At 54.9% G+C, this 17469-nt stretch carries 17 protein-coding genes; 13 read left to right on the plus strand and 4 right to left on the minus strand.

The window, feature by feature from the left end; all coding sequences use genetic code 11:
* Positions 1-114 precede the first annotated feature (114 nt).
* The 6 genes from dgoR (at position 115) to AB182_RS25330 (ending at position 6224) form a co-directional block, all read left to right on the plus strand.
* Positions 115-804 carry a D-galactonate utilization transcriptional regulator DgoR gene (dgoR, locus tag AB182_RS25305; protein ID WP_047372473.1) on the plus strand — a complete coding sequence of 230 codons (690 nt, stop codon included), beginning with the start codon at positions 115-117 and terminating at the stop codon, positions 802-804.
* On the plus strand, positions 801-1676 hold the full coding sequence (locus AB182_RS25310; protein ID WP_047372474.1) for a 2-dehydro-3-deoxygalactonokinase: 876 nt from the start codon (positions 801-803) through the stop codon (positions 1674-1676). Before dgoR ends, AB182_RS25310 begins: the two co-directional genes overlap by 4 nt.
* On the plus strand, positions 1660-2277 hold the full coding sequence (locus tag AB182_RS25315; RefSeq protein WP_047372475.1) for a 2-dehydro-3-deoxy-6-phosphogalactonate aldolase: 618 nt from the start codon (positions 1660-1662) through the stop codon (positions 2275-2277). The genes AB182_RS25310 and AB182_RS25315 overlap by 17 nt, the downstream gene beginning before the upstream one ends.
* Positions 2274-3422 carry a galactonate dehydratase gene (dgoD, locus tag AB182_RS25320; protein WP_047372476.1) on the plus strand — a complete coding sequence of 383 codons (1149 nt, stop codon included), beginning with the start codon at positions 2274-2276 and terminating at the stop codon, positions 3420-3422. The genes AB182_RS25315 and dgoD overlap by 4 nt, the downstream gene beginning before the upstream one ends.
* Positions 3423-3604: 182 nt before the next feature.
* Entirely contained in the window at positions 3605-4942 is a 1338-nt protein-coding gene (locus tag AB182_RS25325) for an MFS transporter (protein WP_071845957.1), read from the plus strand.
* 55 nt (positions 4943-4997) lie between these two features.
* On the plus strand, positions 4998-6224 hold the full coding sequence (locus AB182_RS25330) for a DUF3748 domain-containing protein (RefSeq protein WP_082137096.1): 1227 nt from the start codon (positions 4998-5000) through the stop codon (positions 6222-6224).
* Here AB182_RS25330 and AB182_RS25335 read toward each other — a convergent pair whose 3' ends face one another.
* Positions 6225-6557, minus strand: a complete 333-nt coding sequence (locus AB182_RS25335) for a YceK/YidQ family lipoprotein (protein ID WP_071845958.1) — start codon at positions 6555-6557, stop codon at positions 6225-6227. It lies immediately after the preceding gene.
* 307 nt (positions 6558-6864) lie between these two features.
* Here AB182_RS25335 and ibpA point away from each other — a divergent pair, with 307 nt between their 5' ends.
* The 3 genes from ibpA (at position 6865) to AB182_RS25350 (ending at position 9658) form a co-directional block, all read left to right on the plus strand.
* Positions 6865-7278: a small heat shock chaperone IbpA gene (gene ibpA / locus AB182_RS25340; protein ID WP_047372478.1), complete on the plus strand. Its 414-nt coding sequence runs from the start codon at positions 6865-6867 to the stop codon at positions 7276-7278.
* Between the two features lie 87 nt (positions 7279-7365).
* A complete protein-coding gene (gene ibpB, locus AB182_RS25345) occupies positions 7366-7794 on the plus strand; it encodes a small heat shock chaperone IbpB (RefSeq protein WP_047372479.1) in 429 nt (142 codons plus the stop codon).
* Positions 7795-8002: 208 nt separating this feature from the next.
* A complete protein-coding gene (locus tag AB182_RS25350) occupies positions 8003-9658 on the plus strand; it encodes a putative transporter (RefSeq protein WP_047372480.1) in 1656 nt (551 codons plus the stop codon).
* Between the two features lie 283 nt (positions 9659-9941).
* On the opposite strand, the gene AB182_RS25355 is transcribed toward AB182_RS25350, so the two are convergent.
* Positions 9942-10658 carry a GntR family transcriptional regulator gene (locus AB182_RS25355; RefSeq protein ID WP_047372481.1) on the minus strand — a complete coding sequence of 239 codons (717 nt, stop codon included), beginning with the start codon at positions 10656-10658 and terminating at the stop codon, positions 9942-9944.
* A gap of 222 nt (positions 10659-10880) precedes the next feature.
* Here AB182_RS25355 and AB182_RS25360 point away from each other — a divergent pair, with 222 nt between their 5' ends.
* The 4 genes from AB182_RS25360 (at position 10881) to AB182_RS25375 (ending at position 14601) form a co-directional block, all read left to right on the plus strand.
* Positions 10881-12503, plus strand: coding sequence for an alpha-glucoside-specific PTS transporter subunit IIBC (locus AB182_RS25360; protein ID WP_047372482.1), 1623 nt, complete (start codon positions 10881-10883; stop codon positions 12501-12503).
* Positions 12500-13822, plus strand: a complete 1323-nt coding sequence (locus AB182_RS25365) for a 6-phospho-alpha-glucosidase (RefSeq protein ID WP_047372483.1) — start codon at positions 12500-12502, stop codon at positions 13820-13822. Before AB182_RS25360 ends, AB182_RS25365 begins: the two co-directional genes overlap by 4 nt.
* Before the next feature lie 91 nt (positions 13823-13913).
* Entirely contained in the window at positions 13914-14261 is a 348-nt protein-coding gene (locus AB182_RS25370) for a YidH family protein (RefSeq protein ID WP_047372484.1), read from the plus strand.
* On the plus strand, positions 14251-14601 hold the full coding sequence (locus AB182_RS25375; RefSeq protein WP_047372485.1) for a DUF202 domain-containing protein: 351 nt from the start codon (positions 14251-14253) through the stop codon (positions 14599-14601). The genes AB182_RS25370 and AB182_RS25375 overlap by 11 nt, the downstream gene beginning before the upstream one ends.
* Before the next feature lie 7 nt (positions 14602-14608).
* On the opposite strand, the gene dsdA is transcribed toward AB182_RS25375, so the two are convergent.
* Entirely contained in the window at positions 14609-15937 is a 1329-nt protein-coding gene (gene dsdA / locus AB182_RS25380) for a D-serine ammonia-lyase (RefSeq protein ID WP_047372486.1), read from the minus strand.
* Between the two features lie 17 nt (positions 15938-15954).
* Positions 15955-17292, minus strand: coding sequence for a D-serine transporter DsdX (gene dsdX / locus AB182_RS25385; protein ID WP_047372487.1), 1338 nt, complete (start codon positions 17290-17292; stop codon positions 15955-15957).
* Between the last annotated feature and the right edge of the window lie 177 nt (positions 17293-17469).

Consider the following 17469-nt stretch of genomic DNA (forward strand, 5'->3'; position numbering starts at 1 on the left):
ACTACATTTCAATTCAACGAAAGAGAAGTAAGCGCTGTTTGTAGTGCAAGGATGAGGCGAAAATCGCCGGTCGAGGTAAAGTAGGCAGGCATACACAGTGAATAAGGGCATGCCATGACTCTCACCAAAACCGACCGCATCGTCATCACATTAGGGCACCAGATTGTGGCCGGGAAATATGTCCCCGGCTCAGCGCTTCCGGCAGAAGCAGAACTCTGCGAGGAGTTTGAAACCTCGCGCAACATCATTCGCGAAGTCTTTCGCTCATTAATGGCGAAGAGACTGATCGAGATAAAACGTTATCGCGGCGCATTTGTGGCGCCGCGCAATCAGTGGAATTACCTCGATACCGAAGTACTGCAATGGGTACTGGAAAACGACTATGACCCGCGACTCATCAGCGCGATGAGTGAGGTGCGAAATCTTGTCGAGCCCGCCATTGCTCGCTGGGCGGCGGAGCGCGCGACCTCAAGCGATCTGGCGCAAATCGAGGCGGCGCTTAACGACATGATTGCGAATAACCAGAATCGCGATGCGTTCAATGAGGCGGACATTCGTTATCACGAAGCGGTACTGGGGTCGGTACATAACCCGGTGTTACAGCAATTGACCGTAGCGATAAGTTCGCTTCAGCGGGCGGTATTTGAACGAACCTGGATGGGCGATGAAGCCAACATGCCAAAAACGCTCCAGGAACATAAGGCGCTGTTCGATGCGATACGGCATCAGGACGGTGATGCAGCAGAGCAGGCGGCGCTGACCATGATCGCCAGCTCTACCCGAAGGCTTAAGGAAATCACATGACATCTCGCTACATCGCAATTGACTGGGGGTCGACCAATTTACGCGCCTGGCTTTATCAGGGGGTGGAATGCCTGGAGAGCAGGCAATCAGAAGCAGGTGTTACACGCCTGAATGGTAAATCCCCACAAGCGGTGTTAGCAGAAATTACCCACGGCTGGCGTGATGCGCAAACGCCAGTGGTGATGGCAGGTATGGTAGGCAGCAATGTCGGCTGGAAAGTGGCTCCCTACTTACCCGTTCCTGCCTGTTTCTCCACCATTGGCGAGCAGTTAACTGCCGTTGGCGACAATGTCTGGATTATTCCCGGCCTGTGCGTTTCTCGCGACGATAACCACAACGTGATGCGTGGCGAGGAGACGCAGCTGCTGGGTGCACGTGAACTTTCTCCTTCTTCTGTTTATGTCATGCCGGGCACCCACTGCAAATGGGTGCGCGCAGATGAACGCCAAATCCATGATTTTCGCACCGTGATGACCGGTGAATTGCACCATTTACTGTTGCGCCATTCGCTGGTGGGGGCGGGTCTGCCGGAGCAGGAGGTGTCATCTGCGGCATTTACGTCCGGGCTTGAACGCGGCCTCGCTACGCCCGCAATTCTGCCGCAACTGTTCGAAGTCCGTGCCGCCCATGTGCTCGGTCATTTACCGCATGAACAGGTTAGCGAGTTTTTATCGGGTCTGCTGATTGGCGCCGAAGTCGCCAGCATGGCTGAGCGCTATAGCGATCATCAGGTCACCATCGTTGCGGGAAAAGCACTGTCCGGCCGCTATCAGCAGGCGCTGGAGGCAATGGGCCGTAAGACTACGGTTATTTCCGGCGACACCGCATTTCAGACAGGAATAAGGAGCATTGTTCATGCAGTGGCAAACTAACCTTCCGCTCATCGCAATATTACGTGGCGTCACCCCCGACGAAGCGCTGGCGCACGTCGGTGCGGTGATTAACGCTGGTTTCGATGCGGTAGAGATCCCGCTCAATTCGCCCCAGTGGGAAAAAAGCATTCCAGCCATCGTGGAGGCCTTTGGCGACAAAGCACTGATTGGCGCGGGCACCGTTCTCAAGCCAGAGCAGGTTGACCAACTGGCTGAGATAGGCTGCAAATTGATCGTCACTCCCAATATTCAGCCCGAGGTCATTCGCCGCGCGGTGCGCTACGGCATGACGGTCTGCCCGGGCTGCGCGACCGCCAGCGAAGCCTTTACCGCGCTTGATGCGGGCGCCCAGGCGCTGAAAATCTTCCCCTCTTCGGCTTTTGGCCCGGACTACATCAAAGCGTTGAAAGCGGTTTTACCGCCGGAAGTGCCGGTCTTTGCCGTGGGGGGCGTGACGCCAGAAAACCTGGCGCAATGGATTAAGGCTGGCTGCGTGGGCGCCGGGCTGGGTAGCGATTTGTATCGTGCCGGGCAGTCCGTGGAGCGCACCGCACAGCAGGCAACCGCATTTGTTAACGCGTATCGAGAGGCAGTGCAATGAAAATAACGAAACTCACCACTTACCGTTTACCCCCGCGCTGGATGTTCCTGAAAATCGAAACCGATGAAGGCGTTGTTGGCTGGGGAGAGCCGGTCATTGAAGGACGCGCCCGCACGGTTGAAGCGGCAGTCCATGAACTGGGTGATTATCTGATTGGCCAGGATCCGGCACGAATCAACGATTTATGGCAGGTGATGTACCGTGCTGGTTTTTACCGTGGCGGCCCGATTCTGATGAGCGCCATTGCCGGTATTGACCAGGCGCTGTGGGATATCAAAGGCAAAGTTCACAATGCGCCGGTCTGGCAACTTATGGGCGGCCTGGTGCGTGACAAAATCAAAGCGTACAGCTGGGTCGGCGGCGACCGTCCGGCGGAAGTGATCGACGGCATTAAGACTCTGCGCAACATTGGCTTTGATACCTTTAAGCTGAACGGTTGTGAAGAGATGGGCGTGATTGATAACTCACGTGCGGTTGACGCAGCAGTGAACACCGTCGCGCAAATTCGCGAAGCCTTCGGTAATGAAATTGAATTTGGCCTCGATTTCCATGGTCGCGTCAGTGCGCCGATGGCGAAAGTATTAATTAAAGAACTTGAGCCGTATCGCCCGTTATTTATTGAAGAGCCGGTACTGGCAGAGCAGGCGGAATATTATCCGCGTCTGGCGGCGCAAACGCATATTCCGATTGCCGCTGGCGAACGTATGTTCTCGCGTTTTGAATTTAAACGTGTACTTGAAGGTGGTGGCATTTCGATATTGCAGCCGGATTTATCCCACGCGGGCGGGATTACCGAGTGCTACAAAATTGCCGGAATGGCCGAAGCCTATGACGTGGCGCTGGCTCCGCACTGCCCGCTCGGTCCGGTGGCGCTGGCGGCCTGTCTGCATGTGGATTTCGTTTCCCACAATGCGGTATTCCAGGAGCAGAGTATGGGCATTCATTACAATAAAGGCGCTGAATTGCTCGACTTCGTGAAAAATAAAGAAGATTTCAATATGGAAGGCGGCTTCTTTAAACCATTGATGAAACCAGGGCTGGGTGTGGACATTGATGAAGAGAAGGTTATTGAGTTGAGTAAGAATGCGCCGGACTGGCGTAATCCGGTTTGGCGGAATGAAGACGGCACCGTCGCCGAATGGTAAATGCGCTTCATACTTCGCACTGGTGGCGCGTTGGCTGCGTTTTCTTACCCCGGTCACATACTTTTGTATGCTCCCGGGGATGCGAAAACTTGCCGCCTTCCCCCAGCACGAATTATTTAGCGCATTACGTGTAGCGTATTAATTAATAAATAAATTCAAACACCCTCTGTAATTTACCGGGCATGGTGAGCGGCCTCGCTATGCCCAAAATCTGGAGACAGATTGCGATGGATATTTCAGTTACTGCTGCAAAAGTCGGTCGTCGGCGTTATCTGACGCTGGTGATGATCTTTATTACTGTTGTTATTTGTTATGTCGACAGGGCCAACCTCGCGGTGGCCTCCGCGCATATTCAACAAGAGTTTGGTATCACCAAAGCGGAAATGGGCTATGTCTTTTCCGCCTTCGCCTGGCTTTATACGTTGTGTCAGATCCCCGGCGGCTGGTTCCTTGACCGCGTCGGCTCTCGCCTCACCTATTTTATCGCCATCTTTGGCTGGTCGGTGGCGACGCTGTTTCAGGGCTTTGCGACAGGGTTAATGTCGCTGATTGGTCTGCGCGCCATTACCGGGATTTTTGAGGCGCCCGCCTTTCCGACCAACAACCGTATGGTGACCAGTTGGTTCCCGGAACACGAACGCGCTTCCGCGGTCGGTTTCTACACCTCCGGTCAGTTTGTCGGCCTGGCATTTCTTACCCCGCTGCTTATCTGGATTCAGGAGCTGCTGAGCTGGCACTGGGTATTTATCGTTACCGGCGGGATTGGCATCATCTGGTCATTAATCTGGTTCAAGGTCTATCAACCGCCACGTCTGACCAAAAGCGTCACCCATGAAGAGCTGGAATACATTCGCGAAGGCGGTGGTCTGGTAGACGGTGATGCGCCTGTGACCAAAGAGGCACGCCAGCCGCTCACCAAAGCCGACTGGAAACTGGTGTTCCACCGTAAACTGGTCGGGGTTTACCTGGGGCAGTTCGCCGTCACCTCTACGCTGTGGTTCTTCCTGACCTGGTTCCCGAACTACCTGACTCAGGAAAAAGGCATCACCGCCCTGAAAGCCGGGTTTATGACCACGGTACCGTTCCTCGCCGCCTTCTTTGGCGTGCTGCTCTCCGGCTGGCTGGCGGACAGACTGGTGCGCAAAGGCTTCTCCCTTGGCGCGGCGCGTAAAACCCCCATCATCTGTGGTCTGCTGATCTCCACCTGCATTATGGGTGCGAACTACACCAATGACCCGGTATGGATCATGACGCTGATGGCCATCGCGTTTTTCGGCAACGGTTTCGCCTCCATCACCTGGTCGCTGGTCTCCTCCCTTGCGCCGATGCGTCTGATTGGGCTGACGGGCGGCGTATTTAACTTTGTTGGCGGTCTGGGTGGTATTACTGTGCCGCTGGTTATCGGCTATCTGGCACAGAGCTACGGTTTTGCCCCGGCGCTGGTCTATATCTCCGTGGTGGCATTAATCGGCGCACTTTCTTACATCCTGCTGGTCGGCGATGTAAAACGGGTAGGTTAATCTCCCCGCCTTGCGATACCCTGATGCCAAACATGGCATCAGGGTCATCCATTACATGAAACAAATTACTACCGCGCCCCGTCATCACCAACTCACCAATATCCACACCTGGACACCGGACAGTCAGTGGCTGGTGTTTGATGTTCGCCCTTCCGGCGCGTCGTTTACCGGTGAAACCATTGAACGCGTCAATATCCATACCGGCGCCGTTGAGGTGATCTATCAGGCGCAAGCGGGGGCACACGTAGGCGTAGTGACCGTTCATCCTTATGAAGTGAAATATGTCTTTATCCACGGCCCGGAAAACCCCGATGCTGACTGGCATTACGATTTTCACCACCGTCGCGGCGTTATTCACGCTCATGGAAAAACCGCCAATCTGGACGCGATGGACATCACCGCACCCTTTACGCCGGGCGCGTTGCGCGGCGGTAGCCATGTGCATGTCTTTAGCCCCAACGGCGAGAACGTCAGCTTTACCTATAACGATCATGTGATGCACGAACTGGACCCGGCGCAGGATTTACGTAATGTCGGTGTCGCCGTACCTTTTGGCCCAGTGCAACCCCCGCTCACCCATCCACGCGAGTATGCGGGGAGCCACTGGTGCGTGCTGGTAAGCCGAACTACGCCAGCGCCTGTTCCCGGTAGCGATGAGATCAACCGTGCGTACGAAGAAGGTTGGGTGGGTAACGATAAGCTGGCCTTTATTGGCGATACGCTGTCGTTAACAGGCGAGAAAGTGCCGGAGTTGTTTATCGTTGACCTGCCGAAAGAGGCGCAGGGATGGAAACAGCCAGGCGATAGGCCGCTACAGGGTACGCCGACAAGCCTGCCAGCAGCACCAGCAGGCGTTTCGCAACGGCGTCTGACGTTTACTCATCAGCGTGCCTTTCCGGGGCTGGCTAACGTACCGCGCCACTGGGTGCGCAGTAACCCGCAGGGTACGGCGATTGCGTTTTTAATGCGTGATGATGCGGGTATTGTCCAGCTTTGGTTGATCTCGCCACAGGGTGGTGAACCGCAGCAGTTAACCCACACGGAAACAGGTATCCAGTCTGCCTTTAACTGGCATCCTTCGGGGATGGCGTTGGGCTTCGTGCTGGATAATCGTATCGCACTGTGCGATGCCGCTTGCGGCGACATCACCTTTTTGACAACCGATCACGGCAATCCGCCGTCTGCGGATGCGGTCGTGTTCTCGCCGGACGGTCGTTATATCGCCTGGATGGAAGAGATTGCGGGTTTCCGCCAAATTTGGATGACGGAAACGGGTATGTAATTACTGCTTAGCCATGGGGGCGGGCGGAATCACGTTGTCCGTCGCCATGGTGGCCTTTTCGCTTTTCTCGACGCGGGATTTAACGGAGCTGTCGGTGCGGAACATATCCCACGGCAGCAGTATTGTATCCATGACGGCTGTAAAAGGCATATCCAGAACCACCAGAGATTTCATACCGATATTCGTATTATCATCCGACAACATTGTGGAACTTGCTTTCATACCCGGATACACGCCTTCCTTGCCCCCGGTATGCGACATCACGCTGGAGCAACCACTGAGTAACACCATTCCACTAAGCAGCGTCGAAACAATCAGAGTATTTTTCATCATCAGTTAATCATTGTTATGGGCAGTATGGAGACTGCTGCTGGCGTTATATCTGTCCTGCACCAAAAAAGACAGCCTCCATGCTGCGCTCTGTGGCGACATTCGCACTTTCACCTTTTGTGCTGTGATCCCAGTCTATGCAAAGCGCGAGAAACTGCAAAAAAAAGTCAGAAAAAGACCCTTGAAAACATAAGCGTCACCCCTATTTTAAGAATGTAGCCGGAAGACACGCCGGAAGGGTGTTGGGCTACCGCGGCCTGTCCATTGTGGAAGGCAAATGACAACCTCGCTGATTTCAGGAGCTTTATGTATGCGTAACTTCGATCTTTCTCCGCTTTATCGTTCAGCCATTGGTTTCGACCGTCTGTTCAACCTGCTGGAAAACAATCAAAACCAAAGCAACGGTGGTTATCCTCCGTACAACGTTGAATTAGTTGACGAAAACCATTATCGCATCGCGATCGCGGTAGCGGGGTTCGCGGAAAGCGAACTGGATATCACCGCCCAGGACAACCTGCTTATCGTGAAAGGCGCGCACGCGACCGAACAGAAAGAACGTACCTACCTCTACCAGGGCATCGCCGAACGTAACTTTGAGCGCAAATTCCAGCTTGCCGAAAACATCCATGTTAAAGGCGCAAATCTGGTGAATGGCCTGTTGTATGTTGATCTTGAACGCGTTGTTCCGGAAGCAAAGAAACCGCGTCGCATTGAGATTAACTAATTATCTGAACTGAATGCTTGCCGTCAGGGAGCATATGCGAGCCACACGCTTGCAGGAACTTACTCGCTTCTCAGAAGGAGAAATATCATGCGTAACTACGATTTATCCCCGCTGCTGCGTCAGTGGATCGGTTTTGACAAACTGGCTAACGCGCTGCAAAGTACCACCGAGCATCAGACATTCCCGCCCTATAACATTGAAAAGGGCGATGATAACCATTACCGCATTACGCTGGCATTGGCTGGTTTTAACCAGCAAGAGCTGGATATTCAGCTGGAAGGCACACGTTTAGTTATCAAAGGTTCGCCGGAAAAACCGGCCAACGAGCCGAAATGGCTGCACCAGGGGCTGGTAATTCAACCTTTCACCCTGAGCTTTACGCTGGCGGAAAATATGGAGGTCTCTGGCGCGACATTCGCTAACGGCTTACTCCATATTGACCTGACCCGTAACGTGCCGGAAGTCATTGCGCCTCAGCGGATTGCCATTAGCGAGCGTCCGGCATTAAATAGCTGATAGTCGTTTGTGCCCGGAGGGATTGCGCGGTTTCTACCCCCTTTCACGGGCGCAAGCACACACACCAAAAACGGTCACCTCAGGGTGACCGTTTTGCGTTTACTTTGCCCCGTTTCGGCGGGGCTTTTTTGTGCGCCAAAGCCCATACATCCCGCTGCCGCTCTGAGAGAATCCATTGTGTTTACAATGTTATTCACAGGGAGCCATCATGAGTGATATAGCGTTAACCGTAAGCATGCTGGCGCTGGTCGCGGTCGTCGGTTTGTGGATCGGCAATGTAAAAATACGCGGCGTGGGTTTTGGGATTGGTGGCGTGCTTTTCGGCGGTATTATCGTTGGCCATTTTGTTGATCAGGCCGGGATTACCCTGAGCAGCCCGATGCTGCACTTCGTGCAGGAGTTCGGCCTTATCCTCTTTGTCTATACCATCGGTATTCAGGTCGGGCCGGGCTTTTTTGCCTCGCTGCGCGTTTCCGGGCTGCGCCTGAACTTGTTTGCCATTCTGATTGTGATACTGGGCGGACTGGTCACCGCTATTCTGCACAAACTCTTCAATATTCCGCTGCCCGTCATTCTGGGTATCTTCTCCGGTGCGGTCACCAACACCCCGGCACTCGGGGCCGGGCAGCAGATCCTGCATGACCTGGGTACGCCGTCTAATGTTCTTGATCAAATGGGGATGAGCTATGCGATGGCCTACCCGTTCGGCATCTGCGGCATTTTACTGACCATGTGGCTGATTCGTGTCGGTTTTCGCATCAATGTTGAGCAGGAAGCGCAACTGCATGATGCGGGCATCAGCTCGGGTAACTCGCTGATCAAGACCATTAATATTCGCGTGGAAAACCCGAACCTGAACAATATGGCGATTCAGGATGTGCCGATGCTGAACAGCGATAAAATCATCTGTTCGCGCCTGAAACGAGATGAATTGCTGATGGTGCCTTCTCCGGGCACGATTATTCAGGTTGGTGACCTGCTGCATCTTGTTGGCCTGCCGAAAGACCTGCATAGCGCGCAACTGGTGATGGGCCAGGAGGTCGATACCTCGCTCTCGACGCGGGGGACCGATCTTCGCGTTGAGCGTGTGGTGGTGACTAACGAAAAAGTCCTGGGTAAGCGCATTCGCGATCTGCACTTCAAAGAGCGCTATGACGTGGTGATTTCCCGTCTTAACCGCGCCGGGGTGGAGCTGGTAGCCAGCAGTGATTCCAGCCTGCAATTCGGCGACATTCTGAACCTTGTCGGGCGTCAGGCGGCCATTGATGCAGTGGCTTCTGAGGTCGGGAACGCGCAGCATAAACTCCAGCAAGTCCAGATGTTGCCAGTCTTTATCGGCATTGGGTTGGGGGTCTTGCTGGGGTCGATTCCTGTTTTTGTTCCCGGCTTCCCGGTGGCATTAAAACTGGGGCTCGCGGGCGGGCCGCTGATCATGGCGCTGATCCTCGGGCGTATCGGCAGCGTGGGTAAGCTCTACTGGTTCATGCCGCCCAGCGCCAACCTTGCTCTGCGTGAGTTAGGTATCGTGCTGTTTCTTGCGGTGGTCGGGCTGAAATCCGGCGGTGATTTTATCGCGACGCTGACTCACGGCGATGGGTTCAACTGGATGTGCTACGGGATTTTTATTACCGCTATTCCATTGCTGACTGTCGGGATTCTGGCGCGGTTGTTTGCAAAAATGAACTACCTGACCCTGTGCGGCATGCTGGCCGGCTCAATGACCGATCCCCCGGCGCTGGCCTTTGCCAACGGCCTGCACGCCACCAGCGGTGCCGCCGCGCTCTCTTATGCCACGGTTTACCCGCTGGTAATGTTCCTGCGTATCATCACGCCGCAGTTACTGGCTGTGCTGTTCTGGGGCTGAGGAATCCCCACAAAAATGCGAGCACGAACGGTCCCCTCTCCCTTGAGGGAGAGGGCCAGGGTGAGGGGGAAAATGCGGCTCTGATGGTCATTCCGTTCACCTTACGTTCCTTGCAGGCTATCCCCTCCGCCCGCATCCCTGCTGGCGGCCCCGGTCAGCCGCCAGCGCCTCATCGATTTTCAGCCGGACCCTGTCATCGCTGTCACGGTTTTATTCTTATTAAGCGGCGTTATCGCTGTAAAACGTAAGATTACTGGGGATTCCTCACGTTCTGGGGTGTCAGTTAGCCATTTTCCGGGTGGATACGCCGCAGATGGTAGTCCACCTGGTAATCACGGGTATTACGGAACATAACGGAATAATTCAGGAACTCGCCGCTGTCACTGTAAGAAAGGGAGGTGATTCGCAGCAGCGGCGTCTGTTCCGGGACATTCAGATACCCTCCCAGCGATTTATCCGCCAGCACGGGAGTCAGACTCTCATAGTTCCCGCTGATGGTTATCCCACACTCCTTCTCAATGTAATCAAATTTCGACCCTTCGAGATGTGCCAGTGAGAGGTTGCGAAAGAGCTTCACGGGCATAAAGCTGTCCTCCAGCATCAGGGGCTTCCCTTCCACGTAGCGCATCCGGCGCGAAAAGTAGATGCGCTCATCCACCTGAATCCGCAACAAGCTGGCAATCGCAGGCGGCGCGGGCATCACCTCGAACTGCAGGACTTTACTCTGCACCTCTTTCCCCTGCTGGCGGAGCACTTCCACAAGGCCGGTCAGATTGGCGGTTTCATGGTGCACATCCTTGCGTGCGACAAATGTCCCGCTACCATGGCGGCGTTCAACCAGCCCCCAGCCTTCCAGCAGATCTAACGCCTTGCGAATGGTCATTCGCGCCACGCCAAACTCTTGCGCCAGCGCTTTTTCTCCCGGCAACGGGCTGCCGACAGTATAGTCCGACGAATTCAACCGTAGCCGTAATCTGTCGGCAATGGATTTGTAGATCATCAGTAGACCTCTTTGTCCTTATCAGTGCAGGAATGCGGTTCTGACATGTCCATATTTACTATCGAAAGTAGACCTGACAGGTCAAATTAAAACCATGAATGCGATCACGAATCGTAACGGCACGCCATGTTCGCGTATGAGTAAATTCTTATCCTCACCCCAGGCCAGCAAAAAACCATAAAGGCCTCTACTCCCTACAGGTTGTTACGTGAGGATTTAAAAATGCTCAGTCAAATACAACGTTTTGGCGGTGCCATGTTTACCCCGGTATTACTGTTTCCGTTTGCCGGGATCGTGGTGGGAATCGCTATCATGCTTCGCAACCCGCTGTTTGTCGGCGAGGCCTTAACCGCCCCGGATAATCTGTTCGCGCAAATTGTTCACATCATTGAAGAGGGCGGCTGGGCGGTGTTCCGTAATATGCCGCTGATTTTTGCCGTTGGCTTACCGATCGGCCTTGCTAAGCAGGCGCAGGGCAGAGCCTGTCTGGCGGTGCTGATCAGTTTCCTGACCTGGAACTACTTTATCAATGCGATGGGTATGACCTGGGGGCATTTCTTTGGCGTTAATTTTTCTGCCGAACCCGTTGCCGGAAGCGGTCTGGCGATGATCGCAGGTATCAAAACACTCGATACCAGCATCATTGGCGCTATTATCATTTCGGGCATCGTTACCGCTATCCACAATCGCTTTTTCGACAAGCCGCTTCCGGTTTTCCTGGGGATTTTCCAGGGCACCTCGTTTGTCGTTATCCTCGCGTTTTTCGTCATGCTTCCCTGCGCCTGGCTCACCCTGTTGGGCTGGCCGAAAGTGCAGATGGGCATTGAGTCCCTGCAGGCGTTCCTGCGTTCTGCCGGTGCGCTGGGCGTATGGGTGTATACCTTCCTGGAACGTATTCTGATCCCAACCGGATTGCACCACTTTGTTTACGGTCCGTTCATCTTCGGCCCGGCGGCAGTGGAAGGCGGTATTCAGGTCTACTGGGCGCAGCACCTGCAGGAGTTTAGCCAGAGCACATTGCCGCTGAAAACGCTCTTCCCGGAAGGCGGTTTCGCACTACACGGCAACTCCAAAGTGTTTGGCTCGGTCGGGATTGCGCTGGCTATCTGGTACACCGCATCAGCAGAAAACCGCGTTAAGGTCGCGGGTCTGCTTATTCCGGCCACGCTCACTGCGGTGCTGGTGGGCATTACTGAACCACTTGAATTCACCTTTCTGTTTATCTCTCCGCTGTTGTTTGCCATTCATGCCGTCCTGGCGGCCTCTATGGCGACAACGATGTATGTCTTTGGCGTTGTGGGCAACATGGGCGGCGGGTTACTTGACCAGTTTCTGCCGCAAAACTGGATCCCGATGTTCCATAACCACGCCTCAACGGTCTTCACCCAAATCGGTATCGGCGTCTGCTTCACCGGCCTCTATTTCGTGGTCTTCAAAACGCTGATTGAACGGCTGAACCTCAAAACCCCGGGCCGCGAAGAGAGCGAAATCAAACTCTACAGCAAGGCTGATTATAAAGCGGCGCGCGGGCAAACCAGCGCACCAGCCGCCGCCAGCCAACAGATCGGCCAGGCCGCAGGATTCTTACAGGCCCTCGGCGGCGCGGCCAACATCGAAAGCATTAACAACTGCGCCACCCGCTTACGCATCGCGCTGGTCGATATGGCGCAAACCCAAAGCGATGACGTCTTTAAAGCCCTGGGTGCACACGGTGTGGTGCGACGCGGCAACGGCATTCAGGTGATTGTCGGTCTGCATGTCCCCCAGGTGCGCGACCAGCTTGAATCGCTGATGAAAACCCCTTTAACAAACGAACAAACCACCATGACGGAGGCTGTATCATGAAAAAATTCTCAGTTGTCATAGCAGGCGGCGGTAGTACCTTTACCCCCGGTATTGTCCTGATGTTGCTCGCTAACCGTGATCGCTTCCCGCTGCGCGCGCTGAAATTCTACGACAACGATGGCGCACGTCAGGAGACTATCGCCGAAGCGTGCAAAATCATCCTCAGGGAACAGGCGCCGGAGATAGAATTTAGCTACTCCACCGATCCGAAAACGGCCTTTACCGATGTCGATTTCGTGATGGCGCATATCCGCGTGGGCAAATATCCGATGCGCGAAAAAGATGAGAAAATCCCCCTGCGCCACGGCGTGCTGGGCCAGGAAACCTGCGGACCGGGTGGGATTTCCTACGGTATGCGCTCTATTGGCGGCGTGCTTGAACTGGTGGACTACATGGAGCAGTACTCCCCGAATGCGTGGATGCTGAACTACTCCAACCCGGCGGCCATTGTCGCGGAAGCCACGCGCCGCCTGCGTCCGAACGCTAAGATCCTCAACATCTGCGATATGCCGATTGGCATTGAAGGGCGCATGGCGCAGATTGTCGGCCTGAAAAACCGCAAAGAGATGCGCGTGCGTTACTACGGGCTGAATCACTTCGGCTGGTGGACATCCATTGAGGATCTGAACGGCAACGATTTGCTGCCAAAACTGCGGGAATATGTGGCGAAAAACGGCTATGTTCCGCCCTCTGACAATGCGCATACCGAAGCGAGCTGGAACGACACTTTTGCCAAAGCAAAAGACGTACAGGCCCTCGATCCGGACACGATGCCCAACACGTACCTGAAATATTACCTCTTCCCGGATTATGTGGTGGCGCACTCAAACCCAGAACGCACCCGTGCTAATGAAGTGATGGATCATCGCGAGAAACATGTTTTCAGCGCCTGCCGGGCGATTATTGAAGCCGGTAAGTCTTCCGCCGGGGAGCTGGAAATCGATGAACATGCGTCGTATATCGTCGATCTGGCGACCGCGATTGCTTTCAATACTCAGGAGCGCATGCTGTTGATTGTGCCAAATAACGGTGCGATTCATAACTTTGATGCTGATGCGATGGTGGAAATTCCTTGCCTGGTCGGCCATAACGGACCAGAGCCGCTCACCGTCGGCGATATTCCGCACTTCCAGAAAGGGCTGATGAGTCAGCAGGTGGCGGTGGAAAAACTGGTGGTGGATGCGTGGGAACAGCGTTCATACCAGAAATTGTGGCAGGCGATTACGCTGTCAAAAACTGTACCAAGCGCCTCGGTTGCCAAAGCGATTCTGGATGACCTGATTGACGCTAACAAGGGCTACTGGCCTGAACTGCATTAATCTTCCTGGCCGGCATCGCCCGATGCCGGTTTTTTGTCCTTGTCGATTTACGCTATGCTGATGCCAGCCTGCAGCACGACATGGAGCCTTCATGAAAATTTCCCAGCTTGGTGAAGCACCGGATTACCGCTTCTCTTTGGCCAACGAGCGTACATTTTTAGCATGGATCCGCACCGCGCTTGGCTTTCTGGCGGCGGGCGTGGGGCTTGATCAACTGGCGCCGGAATTTGCCACGCCGCTGATTCGCCAGGTGCTGGCGTTGCTGCTCTGTCTGTTTGCCGGGGGACTAGCGGTTTACGGCTATATGCGCTGGCTGCGCAATGAAAAAGCGATGCGCCTGAAAGAAGACCTGCCCTATACGCGAAGCCTGCTGGTGATCAGTGCTGTTTTGCTGACGGTGGCCGCCGTGGTGATGGGACTGGTGCTGTATGGTGGCTAACCGTAAGGCGCGGCGTAAGGCAGACCCGGGGCTACAGCCGGAGCGCACTTCACTTGCCTGGCTACGTACCTTTTTTGGCTACATTGCCCTGCTTGCCTTTGCGGTAAAGCACAACTGGCAGCACGCGGGGATCACCTTCTGGATCTCGCTGGTGGTGCTATTACTGGTCGGCGGTATGCTGTGGCGCTATACGCGTAATCGCACCCTGATGGATGTTGAAAGCAGCGATTTCGCCACGCCGGGCGCGATCCGCGATAAGCTGCTGATCGCGCTGGCAGTGCTTTCTCTTTCGCTGCTGTTCGGGCTAATGCATATCCGCCATATCCTTAACGCCCTTTGAGGCAGTATCAGACCTGCCGGGCTTTTGCCAGGTAGTGCGCCATCTCTTCTTCTGGCACCATCCCGCCGCCGGTCGCCCAGACGATATGCGTGGCGTTATCCAGATGGTCTGCGGTCATACTCTGTAAACGTAAATAGTCCGCGCTCGCGCAAACGCGGAGCGGCCCTGCCATGCCTGCCAGTGCGGAAGGTTCCAGTCGTATGCCTTCTTCCTGGGCCAGAATGCCGAGCAGGTTATACATGGTCTGGTCATCCAGAGTATAGAACCCGTCCAGCAACCGTTGCATGGCGCGGCCTACAAACCCGGACGCTCTGCCCACCGCCAGTCCGTCTGCCGCCGTGACATTATCGATACCCAAATCCTGAACGGCGATCGCATCATGCAGGCCGGTGTACACCCCCAGCAGCATGCACGGCGAGTGGGTCGGTTCGGCAAAGAAGCAGTGTACGTTATCGCCAAACGCCAGTTTCAGGCCAAAAGCCACGCCGCCAGGCCCGCCGCCTACGCCGCAGGGGAGATAGACGAACAGCGGATGATCGCTATCCACCACGCGTCCTTGTTGTGCAAATTGCGCTTTAAGGCGCTGCCCGGCGACCGCATAGCCCAGAAACAGGGTACGAGAGTTTTCATCGTCAATGAAAAAGCAGTTCGGATCTGACTGCGCCGCTTTGCGCCCCTGCTCCACCGCCACGCCGTAATCTTCTTCATATTCAACGACCGTCACGCCGTGACTGCGCAGTTTGGCTTTTTTCCAGGCGCGGGCGTCGGCAGACATATGGACCGTCACGTTAAAACCGATGCGGGCGCTCATGATGCCAATCGACAGCCCCAGATTGCCAGTCGAGCCAACCGCAATGCTGTACTGGCTAAAAAACTGTTTGAATTCCGGTGAGAGCAGCACGCTGTAGTCATCCTCGGTGCTCAGCAAACCGGCTTCCAGCGCCAGTTTTTCCGCGTGAGTCAGCACTTCATAAATGCCGCCACGGGCTTTGATGGAACCTGAGATGGGCAGATGACTGTCTTTTTTCAGCAGCATTTCGCCACCAATCGGCTGCCTGAAGGCGCTTTCGAGCCGCTTTTGCATGGCCGGAATGGCAATCAACTCTGACTCAATAATCCCCCCGGCAGCGGCCGTTTCCGGGAATGCTTTCGCCAGATACGGTGCGAAACGGGTAAGGCGGGCATGCGCCTCCTCAACATCTGCCTGCGTGAGGCCGACATAAGGCAGGCCTTCAACAATAGAGGTGGTGCCAGGGTTAAACCAGGTCGTCTCTTTCAGAGCGATCAGGTCCGCCACTAAGGGATGACGGGCGATGAGTGTTTGAATGTTTTCCATAGTACGTCTCTTTGCATTCAGATAATAAAGGAAAGCAGGAATGTGCCAGCCAGCGCAACGACCGACGCAATAAATGTTGCCGTTGTATAGTATTTGAACGTTTCGTTAAGGGTTGCGCCGCAGTACTGTTTTACCAGCCAGAAGAGCGAATCGGTGACAATGGTGCAGCCAATGGCGCCGGAACCGATAGCAATGGCGATGATCGCCGGGCTGACGTTGGGATAAAGCGACAGCATCGGCGCGACAATCGCCGTCGCACCCATCATGGCTACCGTCGCCGAACCGACTGCCGCATGCAGGATCAACGCCACCAGCCAGGCGAGCAGAATCGGGTGCATGTGCATACCGGAGAGGAGCACCGCCAGGGTATCCGCAAGACCGCTACTCTTGAGAATGGCGTTAAACGCACCGCCCGCGCCGATAATCAGCAGGATATTCGCAATGGAACCAAAGCCGTTTTCGGTGTGGGTGAGAAGCGTGCTCATGCCCATATGCTGGCGCAGGCCGAGCATGTAATAGGCCACGAAGACGGCGATAAACATGGCGGTAATGGGGTTGCCGATAAATTCCAGCAGCGTATAGAGAGTACCGCTTTTTGTCCCGTTCAGCTCCGCGACGGTTTTTACCAACATCAGGCCGATGGGCAGCAGTACGGTAAAAAGCGTCGCGCTCAAGGACGGCAGGGTGTTTTCCTCGCGAACGTTAAGATCGGCAAATTCTGTGGGGACCGGCTTAAACGGCAGGCGATTGCCGAGGAGTTTCAGGAATAGCGGGCCGCCAATCAGTGACGCCAGCAGACCGACCAGCAAACCGTAGACGATGACTGACCCGATATCGGCGCCCAGTTTATTGGCCACAAACAGTGCCGCCGGGTGTGGCGGGACGACGCAGTGAACCGCCATCAACGCGGTACAAAGCGGAATAGCCAGTTTCAGTAATGACGTATTGGTCTTTTTGGCGATAGAAAACGCCAGCGGAATCAGCAACACGACGCCCACTTCAACAAACAGCGTAATACCGCAAATCAGCCCCACCAGCACCATGATGACATCTGCAGAGAGCCAGCGGCAGCGCTGGAGCGTAAGCCCGATACGTTCCGCCGCGCCGGAGATCTCCATCATTTTGCCGAGAATCGTCCCGAGACCAATAACCGCGGCGAGGAACCCTAGCGTTCCGCCGATTCCGTTTTCAATCGCGTTGACCATGTCCAGCGGCCCCATCCCCATCATCGCTCCCACGAAGAAGCTGGCGAGCAGCAGCGCCAGAAAGGGGTGGAATTTGAACTTCACGATGGTCAGAACAATCAACACGATGCTTATCAGCAGCGTGCTCACAACCCAGATTTGAGCGTGCATATCTCACCTTGCCCTGTGATTAACCTGTCTCTATTGGACAAAAACACGGGCCAGGCTGACAAACGATATAAATTGCCCTTCACATGAGGCAGATTGAATCAAACGGGTGATTTGCGTCGAATAATGGCAATGAAAGTGGCTATAGTTCATTTTGCTTCATCTTTATGCTGATTTTTG

Source organism: Phytobacter ursingii, from assembly GCF_001022135.1.
Classification (GTDB): Bacteria; Pseudomonadota; Gammaproteobacteria; order Enterobacterales; family Enterobacteriaceae; genus Phytobacter; species Phytobacter ursingii.

Bases quoted from the DNA above. Each gene is read 5' to 3' on its own strand.
- dgoR (WP_047372473.1), top strand. From the start codon at position 115: ATGACTCTCACCAAAACCGACCGCATCGTCATCACATTAGGGCACCAG.
- AB182_RS25310 (WP_047372474.1), top strand. From the start codon at position 801: ATGACATCTCGCTACATCGCAATTGACTGGGGGTCGACCAATTTACGC.
- AB182_RS25315 (WP_047372475.1), top strand. From the start codon at position 1,660: ATGCAGTGGCAAACTAACCTTCCGCTCATCGCAATATTACGTGGCGTC.
- dgoD (WP_047372476.1), top strand. From the start codon at position 2,274: ATGAAAATAACGAAACTCACCACTTACCGTTTACCCCCGCGCTGGATG.
- AB182_RS25325 (WP_071845957.1), top strand. From the start codon at position 3,605: ATGGTGAGCGGCCTCGCTATGCCCAAAATCTGGAGACAGATTGCGATG.
- AB182_RS25330 (WP_082137096.1), top strand. From the start codon at position 4,998: ATGAAACAAATTACTACCGCGCCCCGTCATCACCAACTCACCAATATC.
- AB182_RS25335 (WP_071845958.1), bottom strand. From the start codon at position 6,557: ATGATGAAAAATACTCTGATTGTTTCGACGCTGCTTAGTGGAATGGTG.
- ibpA (WP_047372478.1), top strand. From the start codon at position 6,865: ATGCGTAACTTCGATCTTTCTCCGCTTTATCGTTCAGCCATTGGTTTC.
- ibpB (WP_047372479.1), top strand. From the start codon at position 7,366: ATGCGTAACTACGATTTATCCCCGCTGCTGCGTCAGTGGATCGGTTTT.
- AB182_RS25350 (WP_047372480.1), top strand. From the start codon at position 8,003: ATGAGTGATATAGCGTTAACCGTAAGCATGCTGGCGCTGGTCGCGGTC.
- AB182_RS25355 (WP_047372481.1), bottom strand. From the start codon at position 10,658: ATGATCTACAAATCCATTGCCGACAGATTACGGCTACGGTTGAATTCG.
- AB182_RS25360 (WP_047372482.1), top strand. From the start codon at position 10,881: ATGCTCAGTCAAATACAACGTTTTGGCGGTGCCATGTTTACCCCGGTA.
- AB182_RS25365 (WP_047372483.1), top strand. From the start codon at position 12,500: ATGAAAAAATTCTCAGTTGTCATAGCAGGCGGCGGTAGTACCTTTACC.
- AB182_RS25370 (WP_047372484.1), top strand. From the start codon at position 13,914: ATGAAAATTTCCCAGCTTGGTGAAGCACCGGATTACCGCTTCTCTTTG.
- AB182_RS25375 (WP_047372485.1), top strand. From the start codon at position 14,251: ATGGTGGCTAACCGTAAGGCGCGGCGTAAGGCAGACCCGGGGCTACAG.
- dsdA (WP_047372486.1), bottom strand. From the start codon at position 15,937: ATGGAAAACATTCAAACACTCATCGCCCGTCATCCCTTAGTGGCGGAC.
- dsdX (WP_047372487.1), bottom strand. From the start codon at position 17,292: ATGCACGCTCAAATCTGGGTTGTGAGCACGCTGCTGATAAGCATCGTG.